Origin of the sequence: Azospirillum brasilense (assembly GCF_005222205.1) — a bacterium.
GTDB lineage: Bacteria > Pseudomonadota > Alphaproteobacteria > Azospirillales > Azospirillaceae > Azospirillum > Azospirillum brasilense_G.
Window position 1 is genome coordinate 2175957 of the sequence record NZ_CP032345.1, and the last position, 15534, is coordinate 2191490.

The following is a 15534-nucleotide window of genomic DNA, read 5'->3' on the forward strand; positions in this document are numbered from 1 at the left end:
GAACTCTCAGGCCACCAGCTCGATCGCGTAGTCTTCGATCACGGTGTTGGCCAGCAGCTTGGTGCACATGGCCTCGACCTCCTTGCGGGCGGCGGCCTCGTCGGTGCTCTTGAGCTGAAGCTCGATGACCTTGCCGGCGCGGACGTCCTCGACGCCGTCGAAGCCCAGCGTGTGCAGCGCGTGCGCGATGGCCTTGCCCTGGGGGTCGAGAACGCCGCGCTTGAGGGTGACGTGAACCTTCGCCTTCATCGGATGTCCGCTCGCTTGATGGTGCTGATGGGTAGGGGTAAGGGGATTACTGGACCGTCTTGGGACCCTTGACGTCCACCGGGCCGCCTTCGGGCAGGATGCCGAGGCGCCGGGCGACCTCCTGATAGGCCTCCTCGACCTGACCGAGGTCCTGGCGGAAGCGGTCCTTGTCCAGCTTCTCGTTGGTCTTGATGTCCCACAGGCGGCAGTTGTCGGGGCTGATCTCGTCGGCCAGGACGATGCGCATCTCCTCGTTCTCCCACAGCCGGCCGAACTCCAGCTTGAAATCCACCAGCCGCAGGCCGATGCCGAGGAAGAGGCCCGACAGATAGTCGTTCACGCGGAGCGACAGCGCCACCATGTCGTCGAGGTCCTGCGGAGCCGCCCAGCCGAAGGCCGTGATGTGCTCCTCGGTGACCATGGGATTGTTCAGCTCGTCGGACTTGTAATAATACTCGATGATCGAGCGCGGCAGCGGGGTCCCTTCCGGGATGCCGAAGCGCTTGGACAGCGAGCCGGCGGCGGTGTTGCGCACGACCAGCTCGATGGGGATGATCTCGACCTCGCGAACCAGCTGCTCGCGCATGTTCAGACGGCGCACGAAGTGCGTCGGCACGCCGATTTCCGACAAACGGCTCATCAGGTATTCGGAGATGCGGTTGTTCAGCACCCCCTTGCCGGTGATGATGCCCTTCTTCTGGTTGTTGAAGGCGGTCGCGTCGTCCTTGAAGTACTGCACCAGCGTGCCCGGCTCGGGACCTTCGAACAGGACCTTCGCCTTGCCTTCGTAGATGCGCCGACGTCGTGTCATGAGAGATCGTCCAAAAACGTGTAGCCTGGGCCGATGGGTGACCGGTCCAGGGGATATGCACGAGTGATATAGCAAGCTGGCCCAGGGAACACAATGCGCGGGGGCTGCTGCGGCCTCACCCCAGGGAGACGGGTTGCCACGGCGCCTCGTGAGGGCGGCCGGCGGCGAAGTGCCAGACGGGGTCGAGGTCTGGGCGCTCCACGGCGGGCAGGGCGATCAGCGCGCTCGACACCGTGCCGAATCCGGTGGGCAGCAGGAAGTTCATCGCCCCGCGCTCGCCCCGCTCGCCGTCGTCCCAGATGCGGCTCGCCAGCAGCTCCGGCCAGCCGCCCCACAGGTCCCCGGCCCGCTCCGGGTCGGGCGGTGCCGCGTGCTGGAAGAGGGGCAGATATTGGGCCTGCCGCGGGTCCTCCGCCATGTCGTCCATGTCGCTGGCGGTGACCATATGGACGCCCTCGGGAATCTCGATCACCTCCGGGCGGTTGCGCGGGGAGGGGCCGCGGTGGACCAGCAGCCGGGCGTCGCGGTTGTCGGCGATCAGCAGGTTGAAGGGGCGATAGGCCCGCGTGTCGAGCTGCGCCATGGCCGCCGCCGCCGCCGCCGCGTCGGCGAAATCCAGCGCGTCGAGAACCAGCTCCCCGCGCGACCGCTTGCCGGCCTCCGGCCCCAGCGTGCCCATGCGGTTCAGCACGGCGGCCACGACGCCCTCGTCGTTCATGCCCAGCCAGGAGCCGCCGGCCAGTTCGTCCAGCCCGGCGACCACGTTGGGACGGTCGGGCCAGTGGCGCGCCGGCGCCTTCCAGGGCCGCCCGGCCATCTCGTCGCGGTTGGCGCCCAGGATCAGGGGCCATGTTGCGTCCGGTCGTCGCAGGAGGATCACGCTGCACATGGGGAATCTTGCCTTCCGCTTCCCTCTTGGGTATGTCGCCGCACGCCGGATTCGCCGATTGGCCGGTGGGTGGGGGCGATGACGACGCCCGGCACACCGGCTATATAGTCTTGTATCTGGGAGCGCAAAACCAATCCAAGGAGCCGGGTCCCATGACGACCTTCGACGAGCGCGAGAGGGCCTTCGAGAACAAGTTCCAGCATGACCAGGACCTGCTCTTCAGGATTCGCGCGCGCCGCGACCGGCTGGCGGGGCTGTGGGCCGCGGGTCTGCTGGGCCTGACCGGGGGCGAGGCCGACGCCTATGTCCGCCAGATCATCGACGCCGACATCGCGGCCGTCGGCCCGCACGACGTCCGCGACCGTCTGGCCGCCGACCTGCACGCCAGGGGCGTCGACATTTCCGACCACCGCGTGGAGAAGGAGCTGGCCCGTCTGCTGGACGTCGCCCGGCAGCAGGTGCACGCGGAGTAAGGGTCTTGCCCCCACCCTGACCCTCCCCCGCTTCGCAGGGGAGGGGATAACGCCCTCCCTTGCCGAAGGCGGGGGAGGGAAGGGGCCCGCGAAGCGGGAAGGGTGGGGGCTCCGAGGATCAGCGAAGCCCCCGACCGATCACTCCCCGAACACGCGCTTGAACACCATGTCGACGTTCTTCGTGTGGTAGGTCATGTCGAACATCGGGGCCAGCGTCTCGCGGGAGATGTGCTTCGCCACGTCGGCGTCCGACGACAGCAGGTCGAGGAAGTTGCCACCCTTCTCCCACACCTGCATGGCGTTGCGCTGCACCGCCTTGTAGCTGTCCTCGCGGCTCATCCCGGCCTGGGTCAGGGCCAGCAGGACGCGCTGCGAGAAGACCAGCCCGCCCAGGTCATCCAGGTTCTTCTGCATGCGCTCCGGATAGACCACCAGCTTGTCCATCATGCCGGTCAGGCGGGCCAGCGCGAAGTCCAGCGTCACCGTGGCGTCGGGGCCGAACATGCGCTCGACCGAGCTGTGGGAGATGTCGCGCTCGTGCCACAGGGCGACGTTCTCCAGCGCCGGGACGACGGCGGCGCGGACGATGCGCGCCAGACCGGTCAGGTTCTCCGACAGCACCGGGTTGCGCTTGTGCGGCATCGCCGAGGAGCCCTTCTGGCCCGGATGGAAATACTCCTCCGCCTCGCGCACCTCGGTGCGCTGCAGGTGGCGGATCTCCACGGCCAGATTCTCGATCGACGAGGCGATGACGCCCAGAACCGAGAAGTAGAAGGCGTGGCGGTCGCGCGGGATGACCTGGGTGGACACCGGCTCCGGCGTCAGCCCCATCTTGGCGGCGACGTGCTGCTCCACCCGCGGGTCGATGTTGGCGAAGGTGCCGACCGCGCCGGAGATGGCGCAGGTGGCGATGTCGGCGCGCGCCTGGACCAGACGCTCGCGCCCGCGGGCGAAGGCGGCGTAATGGCCGGCCAGCTTCAGGCCGAAGGTCGTCGGCTCGGCGTGGATGCCGTGGCTGCGCCCGATGGTGACGGTGTCCTTGTGCTCGTAGGCGCGGCGCTTCAGCACGGCCAGCAGCTTGTCCATGTCGTCGAGCAGCAGGTCGGCGGCCTGGGTCATCTGCACGGCGAGGCAGGTGTCCAGCACGTCCGACGAGGTCATGCCCTGGTGGACGAAGCGCGCCTCCGGCCCGACATGTTCGGCGAGGTTGGTCAGGAAGGCGATGACGTCGTGGCGGGTCTCCCGCTCGATCTCGTCGATGCGGTCGATCTCCCACTTCCCGCGCTCCCACACGGCGGCGGCGGCCTCCTTCGGGATGACCCCCAGCTCCGCCTGCGCGTCGCAGGCGTGCGCCTCGATCTCGAACCAGATGCGGAACCGGTTCTCCGGCTCCCAGATGCGGGCCATTTCGGGGCGGGTGTAGCGGGGGATCATCGGACTCTCCGGGGGTGGCGGACCTGAACGCTTCGGCGGCGGGCGGGGGCGCGTCGGGACTTTGCAGCGGCGAAAACCGCCCCCTGTTGCTCGCGCGCGGGACCATAACCGCGCCGGACGGCGCTGCAAAGCCCCTTCGCAGCCCCGCTGGACGAGGGATGCGCGTCACAAGGTTTCCAAGGGCCGGCCCGTCTTCCCGGAAAAGTCGCAAAGACTGGCAATTCGTCGCGCCGTCTTCTTCACCTTGATCTTGCCGAGTCCCGGCTACGCGCACTAATGATGTGGAATATGCGCCGCGGCCGGGCAACGCCGGGCGTGGTTCCAGGAGGGCTCTCGTTGTCCGATCCGATCGCCGAGTTGATGCGCGAGCCGTCCCGGACTTCGGACGAGAGGCGCCTGTACCGTCTCCAGTTCCTGGCCTCCCTGTTCCTGGTCGCGGCGGTGGTGCTGGGCTTGGGCGCCTACTTCATCTGGCAGCACCGGATGGATTTCGAAGCCGACCTGAAGCAGACCGAGGCCCGCTACCGGGAGGAGCAGCGGCGGACCCTGCAGGAGGAGCTGGAGAACGCGCGCTCCTACCTCGCCTACATGCGCTCGCGCACCGAGCCGCTGCTGCGTGCCGAGCTGCGCGCCAAGGTGGACGAGGCCTACGGCATCGCCTGGACCATCTACGAGCGCGAGAAGGAGTATCTGCCGGAGGTGTCGATCCGGCAGTCGATCAAGGAGACCCTGCGGCCCCTGCGCTTCTTCGGCGGGCGCGGCTACTACTTCATCGACGACCTGCAGGGCACCTGCGTGCTGCTGCCCACCGACCCGCAGCGGGAGGGCAGCTCGCTGCTCGACAACCGCGACGACCAGGGGCGCCCGATCATGCGCAACCTGATCCGCGCCGTGGACGATCCGGAGATGCAGGGCTTCACCCGCTACCGCTGGTATGCGCCGGGCAACCCGCACAGCATGTCCGACAAGTTCGCTTATGTCCGCCGCTTCGAACCGTTCAACTGGCTGATCGGCACCGGCGATTACATCGGTGCGGTGGAGGAGAAGCTCCAGCACGAGACTCTGGAGCGGCTGCGCGCCCGGCGCTTCGGGGATTCGGGCTTCATCGCCGTCCTGCGGGAGGATGGCGAGGTGCTGCTCTCCCCGACCTCCCCGGCGGCGGAGGGCAGGAACGCGCGCGATCTGCCCTGGGAAACCGAGCGGGACCTGGTCACCCGCCTGCTGGAGGCCGGGCTGTCGGGCGGCGGGGAGCTGCGCTTCGACTGGGTGCATCCGGTGACCGGGCGCCCGGCGCCGAAACTGTCCTACGCCACGGCGCCGGACGTCTGGGGATGGGTCCTGGTCGCCGGCTTCTACACCGACGACATCGACGCCGTTCTGGCGCAGCGGCGGGTCGAGATCAGCGCCGGCATGAAGAAGCGCATCCTGACCACGGTGGCGGTGCTGGCGCTGGCGCTGGGCGCCTCGGCCTGGGTGTCCTGGCTGGTCACCGGCTGGGTCCGCCGCATCGTCCGCGGCTACCAGTCCAACATGCGGGAGAGCGACAGCATGCTGCGCGAGCGGGCGCGGCAACTCTACCTCGCCAACTTCTTCGTCGACCATGTGTCTGAGATCGTCGTGCTGGCCGATTCGGAGCTGCGCATCGCCTACGTCAACCCCTTCGGCTGCGCCGCACTGGGCGCCCCGCTGGCCGTGCTGGCCGGCGGCCATGCCGACCTGCTGGAGCGCTTCCGCGACGCGGCGGCCGAGGCGTCGGCCCATTACGAGACGCACTACCACACGCGCGACGGGCGCGTGCTGGAACTGGAGGTGACGGCCAGCCGGGTCACCTACGAGGGCGATGCCTATTACTGCGCCATCGCCCGCGACATCGCGGAGCGCAAGCGCGCGGAGTGGGAGCTGCGGCTGTCCGCCAAGGTGTTCGACAACGCCGCCGAGGGCATGGTCGTCACCAACGAGAAGAACCGCATCGTCGCGGTCAACGACGCCTTCTGCCGGATCACCGGCTACAGCCGCGAGGAGGTGATCGGGGGCGATCCGGCCATGCTCGCCTCGGGCCGGCAGGACGGGATTTACTACGCCGACATGTGGGCGAAGCTGAAGGAGGAGGGCCACTGGTCCGGCGAGATCTGGAACAAGCGCAAGTCCGGCGAGGTCTATCCGGAGTGGCTCAGCATCCAGGTCGTGCGCAACGAGGCGGGGGAGGCCGTCAACTACATCGCCGCCTTCTCCGACATCACCGAGAAGCGCGCCCAGGAGGAGCGCATCCGGCATTTGGCGCAGTATGACTTCCTGACCGACCTGCCCAACCGCTTCCTGCTGCGCGACCGGCTGGAGCGGGCGATGCTCGCCGCCGACCGGCACGGCACCAAGGTGGGGCTGCTGTTCGTCGATCTCGACCGCTTCAAGACCATCAACGACAGCCTGGGGCATGGCGTCGGCGACCGGCTGCTGCGCGCGGTGGGGGCGCGGCTGCTGGAGACGGTGCGGGCCAGCGACACCGTCAGCCGCCAGGGCGGCGACGAGTTCGTCATCCTCGTCAACGACCTGGACGGTCCCGACGCGGCCTGCTCGGTGGCCCGCAAGGTGCTGCGCGCGATGACCGAGTCCTTCCCGGTGGACGGGCATGAGCTGCAGATCTCCCCGTCCATCGGCATCGCGCTCTATCCCGACGACGCGACGACCATCGACGCGCTCCTGAAATGCGCGGACATGGCGATGTACGCCGCCAAGGAGGCGGGGCGCGCCAATCACCAGTTCTTCACGCCGCAGCTGAACAAGCGCGCGTCGGAGCGGATGTGGTTGGAGACCAACCTGCGCCACGCCCTGGCCGACAACGAGCTGGAGCTGCATTTCCAGCCGCAGTTCGCGGTGGACGGCCGCCGTCTGGTGGGGGCGGAGGGCCTGCTGCGCTGGCGCCGCCGCGACGGCACGATGATCCCGCCCGGCCAGTTCATCCCGGTGGCCGAGGACACCGGCCTGATCCAGCCGATCGGCGACTGGGTGCTGGGCGAGGCCTGCCGCCGCGCCGCCGACCTGCTCGCCCGCGGCCATCCGCTGCTGATCGCCATCAACCTGTCGGCGGTGCAGCTTCGCCGTCCCGGTCTGGCCGACCGCGTGGCCTTCTGGCTGGACGCCTACAAGGTGCCGGCCCGCTGTCTGGAGCTGGAGGTGACGGAAAGCGTCCTGATGGACGAGTCCGACATGGTCACCGGGACCTTCGCCCGACTGCGCGAGATGGGTGTGGCGCTGGCCATCGACGATTTCGGCACCGGCTATTCCAGCCTCAGCTATCTGAAGCGCTTCCGCGTCGACAAGCTGAAGATCGACCGCTCCTTCGTGACCAGCCTGACCGACGGGTCCGACGGCGGGGCCATCGCCGAGGCGATCATCGGCATGGCGCGCTCGCTGCGCATGCAGACGCTGGCCGAGGGGGTGGAGACGGAGGAGCAGTTCGGCGGGCTGGCCCGGCTGGGCTGCGACCAGATCCAGGGCTATCTGCTGGGCCGCCCCATGCCCTACGACGATTTCGTGGCCTTCATCGCCCGTCACGCCGCCACTCCAGAGGCGGTCGGCTGACGGGCGATGCCTGCGAGGGCTTTTACGCGCCCAGCACGCTGCGGTCGTTCTTGGCGACCAGCGCCTGGAAATACGGGCCGAGCTTGGCGTCGTCGAGGCCGAAGGCCTGCTGGAAGCGGGCGATCAGGTCACGCTCGCCCTGTTCGGCCTGGCCGTCGGCCATCGCGCTGTCGATCATGTTCAGCAGGATGCATAGCCGCTGCTGCTCGTTCAGGTTCGGCGTGGCGGCGGCCAGGAAGGCGTCGGGCGGGGTGCTGCGCGCGTATTTGAAGCAGCGGTCCAGCTCCTCCCGCGTCGCGCTGCGGCCCATCACGGACAGCAGGTGGCCGACCTCCTCCGGGTCCAGCTCGCCGTCCGAGCCCATGCAGTAGATCAGCGAGACGACCAGCGTCCGGCGGGGGGTGAGATCCAGCGGCGCCGATCCCTTGAACATGTCGAAAAGGCCCATGGTGCTACCTCTGTGGTGACGAACGCCGCACATATGGGGGCGCCGGTCCGGGCAACAAGATGGGACTGCAGGACAGGGTTGCGGCTACATCAACCCTTGGGCTTTGAAGCTGACATGCTTGCCCTTGCCGACGATGACGTGGTCGTGGACGGCGATGCCCAGGCTGTGGGCGGCGCGCAGGATTTCCTTGGTCATCTCGACGTCGGCGCGGCTGGGGGTGGGGTCGCCGGAGGGGTGGTTGTGCACCAGGATGATGGCGCTGGCCGACAGCTCCAGCGCCCGCCGCACCACCTCGCGCGGGTAGACCGGGGTGTGGTCCACCGTGCCGGTCTGCTGCACCTCGTCGGCGATCAGCTTGTTCTTGCGGTCGAGGAAGAGCAGGCGGAACTGCTCCATCGGCTGGTGGGCCATGGCGGCGGTGCAGTAGTCGAGCAGCGACTGCCAGTTGGCCAGGACGGGCCGGTCCATCACCCGCTGCCGCATCCCGCGCAGCGCCGCCGCCCCGACCGCCCGCAGCGTCGCGACCGCCTTGTCGGAGGCCAGCGAGACCTCCCCCACGCAATAGCTGCGCAGGCGGGGCGGCGGAGCGTTGACGACGCTCCAGATGTCGCCAAAATCGCGGATCAGCGCCTTGGCCAGCGGCTTCACGTCGCGGCGCGGGTTGACCGCGAACAGGATCATCTCCAGCAGTTCGTAATCCTGGAGCGCGTCCGGTCCCGCGTCGAGGAAGCGGCTGTAGAGACGCTGGCGGTGGCCCTTGTGATGGGCGTCGTGATGGGCCTCGTGATGGGCCTCCTCCATGGAGACGTCCGGGGGCGTCTCCAGCCCAGGAAGCGGCTGGGCCTCCTCCATTTCCCCCGATCGCTTCGCGCTCTTCCGTCCCGCCATCCCGACGCCACCATACGAATGTGTGCGTCGGGACTATACCCCTTTCGCGGGAAAATCACAGCCGCGGGAATATCATACGGCTGCGGTCGCTTCCTCGGCCGGGACGGCGTAGGGGGGCTTGTGGAAGCCGGCGGGGGACAGGGTGAAGATCTCGCAGCCGTCCTTGGTCACGCCGATGGAATGCTCGAACTGGGCGGACAGCGACTTGTCCTTGGTCACCGCGGTCCAGCCGTCGCCGAGGATCTTCACGTCGTAGCGGCCGGCGTTGATCATCGGCTCGATGGTGAAGATCATGCCCTCGCGCAGGACGGCACCGGTGCCGGGGTTGCCGAAATGCAGGACCGACGGCGGCTCGTGGAAGACGCGGCCCAGCCCATGGCCGCAGAAGTCGCGGACGACGGAATAGCGGTGGCTTTCCGCGAAGGTCTGGATGGCGTGGCCGATGTCGCCCAGCGTGGCGCCCGGCTTCACCTGATTGATGCCGATCATCAGCGCATCGTAGGTGACGTCGACCAGCTTCTTCGCCTTCACGCCGACGTCGCCGCACAGATACATGCGGCTGCTGTCGCCGTACCAGCCGTCCAGGATCGGGGTGACGTCGATGTTCAGGATGTCGCCGTTCTGCAGCCGCTTGTCGCCGGGGATGCCGTGGCAGACCACATGATTGACGGAGATGCAGTTGGCCTTCGGGAAGCCGCGGTAGCCGAGCGGGGCCGGGACGCCGCCATGGTCGCGGATATACTGCTCCAGCAGCCGGTCCAGCTCGCCGGTGGTGACGCCCGGCTGGACGTAGGGCGTGATGAAATCGAGCGTGGCCGCGGCCAGCCGTCCGGCCTTGCGCATGCCCTCGAAATCCTCCGGCCCATGAATCCGGATGCGATGGGAATCGAGGTCGTCGTGGTCCAAGAGAGTCGTCCCTTACAGATCAGGTCCCAGGAAAAGGCGCCGGCAGGCCCGGCGGTGAACACGTATCGCGGTCAATCCGTGCGGATCGGCAGCGGCCGTTCCAGTTCGATCGCCTGCGGGGTGATCCTACAGGACCAGCACACGGCTTCCACCCCCGATTCGAGCGCGAGGCGCAATCCGGCGGCGTAGGCGGGGTCGATGTCGGCGGCGACTCGGAAGTGGGTGCAGTCGGCGCGCTGCACAAGATAGACCATGACCGCCCGCGCGCCCTGGCGGACCATCTCGGCCATCTCCACCAGATGCTTGGCGCCGCGGGTGGTCACGCAGTCCGGGAACTCGGCGGCCCGCCCGTCGCCCCGCGCGGGGCGGCGCAGATGGACGTTCTTGACCTCGACATAGGCCGGCGGCCGGGCCTCGTCCTCCAGCAGGATGTCGATGCGGGAGTTGCGCCCGTACGTCACCTCGCGGCGCAGCCAGGCGTAGCCGGCCAGCTCCGGGATGGTGCCGGCGGCGATGGCGGCGGCGACCAGCCCATTGGGATGCGAGGTGTTGACGCCGACGAGGCAGGGGACATCCGGATCGTCGAGCGCCTCGACCAGCTCCAGCGTGTGGGCGAGCTTGCGCTTGGGGTTGTCCGACCGCGACAGCCAGACGGCGGAGCCGGGGGCGTCCACCCCGATCATGCTGCCCGAGTTCGGCACATGGGCGGTGACCAGGGCGCCGTCGAGGTCCACGTCGGCGAGGAACCGCTTGTAGCGGCGGACGAGGCGGCCTTGCAGGAGGGGGGTGGGGAAGCGCATCTTGGGCCCTAGGTTAAAGCGCGCCTCCGCCGTCCGGCAAGCCCGCCGGTCCCGCCATCCCCGCCCCAACCGAGAACCGAGCCGACTCCGCATGTCCTCGCCCGCCTCCCCCGCAATGCCCAACCCGACCGCCGCCGTCCTCGTCATCGGCAACGAGATCCTGTCGGGCCGCACCAAGGACGCCAACCTGCCGCACATCGCGGAGAAGCTGGCCGGAATCGGCGTCCGCCTGCGCGAGGCGCGCGTCGTGCCGGACGTGGAGGAGGAGATCATCGCGGCGCTGGACGCCCTGCGCGGCCGCTACGGCTACGTCTTCACCACGGGCGGCATCGGGCCGACCCACGACGACATCACGTCCGCCTGCGTCGCCAAGGCCTTCGGCGTGCCGCTGGAGCGCAACGCCGAGGCCGTGGCCCGGCTGGAGCGCCATTACGGCGACCCGTCCAAGCTGAACGAGGCGCGGCTGCGCATGGCCAACATCCCGGCCGGCGCCTCGCTGATCGACAACCCGATCAGCGCCGCGCCGGGCTTCCGCATCGGCAACGTCTTCGTCATGGCGGGCGTGCCCAACATCATGCAGGCGATGCTCGACGGCGTCCTGCCGCAGCTGGAGGGTGGGCCGGACCTGCACGCCCGCACGGTGGCCTGCGAGCTGGCCGAGGGCCAGATCGCCGCCGACCTCGGCGCCCTGCAGGACCGCTATGCCGACCTGGAGATCGGCAGCTACCCCTATTTCCGCAACGGCTTCTTCGGCGTCAGCCTCGTGCTGCGCGGCATCGACGAGGCCCGCGTGGAGGCGGCGACGGAGGAGCTGGCGGGCATCGTCCTGCGCTTGGGCGGTACGCCGAACGTCACGGTGGGGACCAAAGGCTAGAGAGGTCTCTAGGACGCCAAGCCATCCTTGGTCATATTGTCGCCGCCATGGGTAATTCTATGTTGAGCACTGGGACGTGACGGTCATGAAAAGTCGTGCCATGAAACCCTTTGAAAAAGCGGCGATCCTGTTCTTGCTGAAGCATCTGGCCTCCGGCGTGGCCGGGGCCGTTGTCTTGGCGACGGGCCTTCTGATTCTCGACGTCGCCAATCTGGCGACTCTGATGGGAAACAGCGATCACGGCATTATTGCCGCGATCATGCTGTATGCCAGCCTCATCCTCACCTTCGGCAGCGTGGCGATGGGCATCGGCATCATGACCCTGAACGAGGACACGCGGCCCTGACCGGCGCCGGGCGACGACCGCCCGGGCTTGGGGCCGTTCAGAACGGCCCGAAGCTGTCGTACGCCCAGACCAGCGCAACGATGGCGGCGACCCAGACCGCCGCGTAGGGCAGCCAGGTGTTGCGGTTGCGCCGCAAGGCCGCCGGGACGACCAGCACGGCGACCATCAGCACGCTCACCACACCCAACCAGTTGATCGATTCCAAACTCACCTCCCTTGAACGCCAGGGTTGCGGGGAATTTCGCGCGTCCGGCACCTTAAGCGCGCTCAATCCTTGACCAAACGCCCGCCGATTGTCTAAGTCAATCCAGCGGAACGGCAGGCTGCATACGATGATATGCAACTCCGGCGGGCGGGGGCAACCCGTTCTCCGAGCCGAGCCGCGACGGTGCGCGGGCGTGGCGGAATCGGTAGACGCAAAGGACTTAAAATCCTTCGCCAACGGCATGCGGGTTCGAGTCCCGCCGCCCGCACCATTCTGGAAACAATGGTTTATCCTTCGCTTCCGTCTTGTGGGCGGGGCGGGGAGCGCTCCATGAGGCCCTGTTAAGGCCCCACGGGACGCTCTCGCTTCGGGACCCACCCCTGCGGCCATCGCAGCCGCCGCGTTTCCGGCCTCATCGGCTCGGAACGCGCCGGCTGTCACCGAAGCCCATAGGCCGCGCCACCCCGAACCAACCGGCCAGCGGGCCGCAGCGTGGCGCCACGGTGGGGCGGGAGTGCGGAACGCGGGTCACCGGGATTTCCTAAAGCGAACTTCCGTTCGCTTTAGACTCACATCGCCTCAATTGCCGGCGGGCTTCGGCCGCATGTGCGGCCGGGGCCGCCGTCGCGGTCCAAAGCGGATTGCAATCCGCTTTAAAGGCCTGCTCCCTTCCGCCCCGCATCGTCGTTGCAAGCCGCCAGCGCCCGCGGCGATCGCCCGGCGCGCGGCGCGGCAGGCGGAGGCGCCCGTTGAGGACGAGGTGGGCGACGAGTCCGATCAGCAGGCCCCAGAACGCCCCGCCGATGCCGAGCAGCTTGATGTTCGCGGCGGACGCCAGGAAGGTGATCAGCGCCGCCTCGCGGGACGCCGGGTCGGACATCGCTCCGGCCAGGCTGCCGCCGATGGTGCCCAGCAGCGCCAGACCGGCGAGCGCGGTGATGAAGGTCGCGGGAAACGCCATGAAGACGGCGGCCAGCGTCACCCCGAACACGCCGACCAGCACGTAGAAGACTCCCGCCGCGATCCCGGCGATCCAGCGCTTGGACGGGTCCTCATGCGCTTCCTTGCCGGTGGCGATGGCGGCCGTGATGGCGGCGATGTTGAAGGCGTGGGAGCCGAAGGGGGCCATCAGCAGCGAGCCGAGGCCGGTCACGGTCACGATGGGGTTGGCGCTGGTCGTGAAGCCGTCGCTCCGCAGGACCAGCATCCCCGGCATGTACTGGCCGGACAGCGTGATCAGGAACAGCGGCAGTGCCACGGACAGCAGCGCGTTCAGCGAGAATTCCGGCGCGGTGAAGACCGGGGCCGCGAATTCCGGCGACAGCCCCGACAGATCGACGCGGCCTTGCGTCAGCAGGAAGGCGAGCCCGAGAATCAGGATGCCGACCACGGCGTAGCGGGCGGAGAACCGCTTCAGCGCGACATAGGCCACGATCAGCAGGCCGACCAGCAGCGGATCGACGCTGGCGCCGCCGAACGCCCCGATGCCGAAGGGGAGCAGGATGCCGGCGAGCAGGCCGGAGGCGATGCCCGGCGGGATCAGCCGGATGACCTTCTCGAAGCCGCCCGACAGGCCGAGCGCGACGAAGGCCGCCGCCGAGATCATGTAGGCGCCGACCGCCTCGGCGTAGGGCGTCGTTGCCAGCGCGGTGACGAGGAACGCCGCGGCCGGGGTGGACCAGGCGGTGATGATCGGTTCGCGATGGCGCCAGCTCAGGAACAGCCCGGTCAATCCGACGCCGATGGAGATCGACCAGACCCAGGAGGCGGTGAGGTCGGGGCCGAGGCCGGCGACCTTCGCCGCCTGGAAGACCAGGATGAAGGTGCCGCCGTAATTGACGATGACGGAGATCAGGCCCGCCACGATGGGGTGGGTGAGATCGTTGAGGCGGATGGGGGATGGACTGGGTGGCATGGTTGTGCGGGACCTCCAGACGGTTCGCGCCGAAAGGGCGATGAGCGGCCTTGACAACTACCCGGACAATGGCCTGATGTGCCCATCCGCTTTTCTTAAGAAGACCAGACCATTTGTTCAGGCATTCGCAACTGGAGTCCGTGAAGGCGTGGATCGCCAACCCCGCCCATGCGGCGATGCCGCTCCACGCGCGGATACAGCGGGCCGTCCGGCAACTCATCGTCGACGGCGCGCTCGGGCCGGGCAAGCCGCTGCCCGCCTCGCGCGCGCTCGCCGCGTCGCTGGGGGTGTCGCGCGACACGATCGAGGCGGCCTACGCCCAGCTTCACGCCGAAGGCTTTATCGACCGGCGCGTCGGCAGCGGCAGCTTCGTCGCGGAGATCAGCGAGTTCACCCCCGGCCGCCGCCGGTCCCGGCGCGACGCGCCTGCGAGCAATCCGGCGCCGGCTCTCAGCGCGCGTGGGGCCGCCGTGTTCAGTGGCGGCGGTGTGCGCGAGACGGCGTCGCCGCGGCCCTTCGCCCATGGCGTTCCGGAAACCCGGACCTTTCCCCTGGCGCTTTGGGAACGGTTGGAGCGGCAGGTGCGCAAGGAGGTCGGCGCGCAGAGCCTGTTTCACGGCGATCCGCAGGGGACCGAGCCGCTGCGCCGCGCCATCGCCGACTACGTGAACCTCGAACGCGGCGCGCGCGCGAGTGCCGACCGCGTGCTGGTGCTGACCAGCTCGCAACAGGCCATGTCGCTCTGCGCGAGCATGCTGCTCGATCCCGGCGACGGGATCTTCCTGGAGGACCCGGCCTATTACGGGGCGCGCAAGGCGTTCGAAGCGGCTGGGCTGGACTGCGTTCCGATCCGCGTCGACCGGCAGGGCATCGTCGTCGATCAGATCCTCGCCGAGCCGCAGCGGGCGAAGGCGGTGTTCCTGACGCCGTCGCACCAGTTCCCGACCGGCGCGACGCTGGCGCTGGACCGTCGCATGGCCCTGATCGAATGGGCGGCCCGGCATCGGGCCTGGATCATCGAGGACGACTATGACAGCGAGTTCCGCTACGCGGGCAAGCCGACGGCTTGCGTTCAGGGGCTCGATCCGCATGGCCGCACCCTCTACATCGGCACCTTCACCAAGTCGCTCTTTCCCGGGCTGCGGATCGGCTATGCCGTGCTGCCGCCCGAACTGGTGAAGCCGATGACCGTCGCGCGCACCCTGCTGGACGGCCACACGGCGCCGATGGCGCAGCTCACGCTGGCCCGCTTCATGGAGGGCGGGCATTTCGGGGCGCATGTCCGCACCATGCGTGGCGTCTACGCCGAACGCCTCGACGCGCTGACGAACCTCGTGCGCATGCACCTGTCGGATTTCGTCGAACCGCAGGTTCCCATCGGCGGCCTGCAGATGCCCTGCCTGTTGACGTCCGGCTTGGCGGAGCACACCGCCGTCGACGCCGCGCGACGGGCCGGAATCGAACTGCTCGGCCTCTCGGCGCTGCACGCGGGCGGCGATGGCGAGGCCGGTTTCCTGATGGGCTTCGCGGCCTACACGCCTTTCGAAATCGAGTCCGCGGTCAGGAGGCTGGAGAAGGCGCTTCGCGCGGTGGCGGGATAGAGCGCCCGGCAGGGTCAAGAGGCGTTGGTTCGCGGCGCTTCGACTTGCGGGCATGACGGCCCCGGCCAGTCTGCAAAGAAGATTATTAAGAATTGGTCGCATCAGTCTCTGTCATA

General features: G+C 68.5%; 15 protein-coding genes and 1 tRNA gene. 6 read left to right on the plus strand and 10 right to left on the minus strand.

Features of this window, described 5'->3' with window-relative positions; all coding sequences use genetic code 11:
* Positions 1–6 precede the first annotated feature (6 nt).
* The 3 genes from purS to D3869_RS10550 form a co-directional block, all read right to left on the minus strand.
* Entirely contained in the window at positions 7–249 is a 243-nt protein-coding gene (purS, locus tag D3869_RS10540; RefSeq protein ID WP_038529315.1) for a phosphoribosylformylglycinamidine synthase subunit PurS, read from the minus strand.
* 46 nt (positions 250–295) lie between these two features.
* Positions 296–1060 carry a phosphoribosylaminoimidazolesuccinocarboxamide synthase gene (gene purC / locus D3869_RS10545; protein WP_014239519.1) on the minus strand — a complete coding sequence of 255 codons (765 nt, stop codon included), beginning with the start codon at positions 1058–1060 and terminating at the stop codon, positions 296–298.
* Between the two features lie 115 nt (positions 1061–1175).
* Positions 1176–1949: an NRDE family protein gene (locus D3869_RS10550; protein ID WP_137140005.1), complete on the minus strand. Its 774-nt coding sequence runs from the start codon at positions 1947–1949 to the stop codon at positions 1176–1178.
* Positions 1950–2101: 152 nt separating this feature from the next.
* On the opposite strand from D3869_RS10550, the gene D3869_RS10555 reads away from it, so the two are divergent.
* The gene (locus tag D3869_RS10555; protein ID WP_137140006.1) at positions 2102–2422 is read left to right on the plus strand and encodes a DUF1476 domain-containing protein; all 321 of its coding nucleotides are present in this window, start codon (positions 2102–2104) and stop codon (positions 2420–2422) included.
* Between the two features lie 138 nt (positions 2423–2560).
* On the opposite strand, the gene purB is transcribed toward D3869_RS10555, so the two are convergent.
* The gene (purB, locus tag D3869_RS10560; protein ID WP_035671612.1) at positions 2561–3856 is read right to left on the minus strand and encodes an adenylosuccinate lyase; all 1296 of its coding nucleotides are present in this window, start codon (positions 3854–3856) and stop codon (positions 2561–2563) included.
* Positions 3857–4192: 336 nt separating this feature from the next.
* Here purB and D3869_RS10565 point away from each other — a divergent pair, with 336 nt between their 5' ends.
* Complete coding sequence (locus D3869_RS10565; protein WP_137140007.1) at positions 4193–7435, plus strand: bifunctional diguanylate cyclase/phosphodiesterase; 3243 nt, start codon at positions 4193–4195, stop codon at positions 7433–7435.
* 22 nt (positions 7436–7457) lie between these two features.
* Here D3869_RS10565 and D3869_RS10570 read toward each other — a convergent pair whose 3' ends face one another.
* The 4 genes from D3869_RS10570 to sfsA all read right to left on the minus strand — a co-directional run bounded on the left by D3869_RS10570 (position 7458) and on the right by sfsA (position 10477).
* Positions 7458–7883, minus strand: coding sequence for a TerB family tellurite resistance protein (locus D3869_RS10570; protein ID WP_094303175.1), 426 nt, complete (start codon positions 7881–7883; stop codon positions 7458–7460).
* An 84-nt stretch (positions 7884–7967) separates the two neighbouring features.
* Entirely contained in the window at positions 7968–8771 is an 804-nt protein-coding gene (radC, locus tag D3869_RS10575) for a RadC family protein (RefSeq protein ID WP_137140008.1), read from the minus strand.
* Positions 8772–8843: 72 nt separating this feature from the next.
* The gene (map, locus tag D3869_RS10580; RefSeq protein WP_432613412.1) at positions 8844–9614 is read right to left on the minus strand and encodes a type I methionyl aminopeptidase; all 771 of its coding nucleotides are present in this window, start codon (positions 9612–9614) and stop codon (positions 8844–8846) included.
* A gap of 134 nt (positions 9615–9748) precedes the next feature.
* Complete coding sequence (gene sfsA / locus D3869_RS10585; protein ID WP_137140010.1) at positions 9749–10477, minus strand: DNA/RNA nuclease SfsA; 729 nt, start codon at positions 10475–10477, stop codon at positions 9749–9751.
* Positions 10478–10568: 91 nt separating this feature from the next.
* Here sfsA and D3869_RS10590 point away from each other — a divergent pair, with 91 nt between their 5' ends.
* Both D3869_RS10590 and D3869_RS10595 read left to right on the plus strand, forming a co-directional pair.
* Positions 10569–11351 carry a competence/damage-inducible protein A gene (locus D3869_RS10590; protein ID WP_137140011.1) on the plus strand — a complete coding sequence of 261 codons (783 nt, stop codon included), beginning with the start codon at positions 10569–10571 and terminating at the stop codon, positions 11349–11351.
* An 85-nt stretch (positions 11352–11436) separates the two neighbouring features.
* Positions 11437–11697 (plus strand): hypothetical protein, encoded by a 261-nt coding sequence (locus D3869_RS10595; RefSeq protein ID WP_244439386.1) that lies wholly within the window; start codon positions 11437–11439, stop codon positions 11695–11697.
* Between the two features lie 37 nt (positions 11698–11734).
* Here D3869_RS10595 and D3869_RS33045 read toward each other — a convergent pair whose 3' ends face one another.
* Positions 11735–11902: a hypothetical protein gene (locus D3869_RS33045; RefSeq protein ID WP_014239529.1), complete on the minus strand. Its 168-nt coding sequence runs from the start codon at positions 11900–11902 to the stop codon at positions 11735–11737.
* A 187-nt stretch (positions 11903–12089) separates the two neighbouring features.
* On the opposite strand from D3869_RS33045, the gene D3869_RS10600 reads away from it, so the two are divergent.
* Positions 12090–12173, plus strand: a tRNA-Leu gene (locus tag D3869_RS10600).
* A 270-nt stretch (positions 12174–12443) separates the two neighbouring features.
* On the opposite strand, the gene D3869_RS10605 is transcribed toward D3869_RS10600, so the two are convergent.
* Positions 12444–13817, minus strand: coding sequence for a benzoate/H(+) symporter BenE family transporter (locus tag D3869_RS10605; RefSeq protein ID WP_247895620.1), 1374 nt, complete (start codon positions 13815–13817; stop codon positions 12444–12446).
* A 113-nt stretch (positions 13818–13930) separates the two neighbouring features.
* Between D3869_RS10605 and D3869_RS10610 the strand changes: the two genes are divergently transcribed.
* Positions 13931–15418: a PLP-dependent aminotransferase family protein gene (locus D3869_RS10610; RefSeq protein ID WP_137140012.1), complete on the plus strand. Its 1488-nt coding sequence runs from the start codon at positions 13931–13933 to the stop codon at positions 15416–15418.
* The last annotated feature ends 116 nt before the right edge of the window (positions 15419–15534 follow it).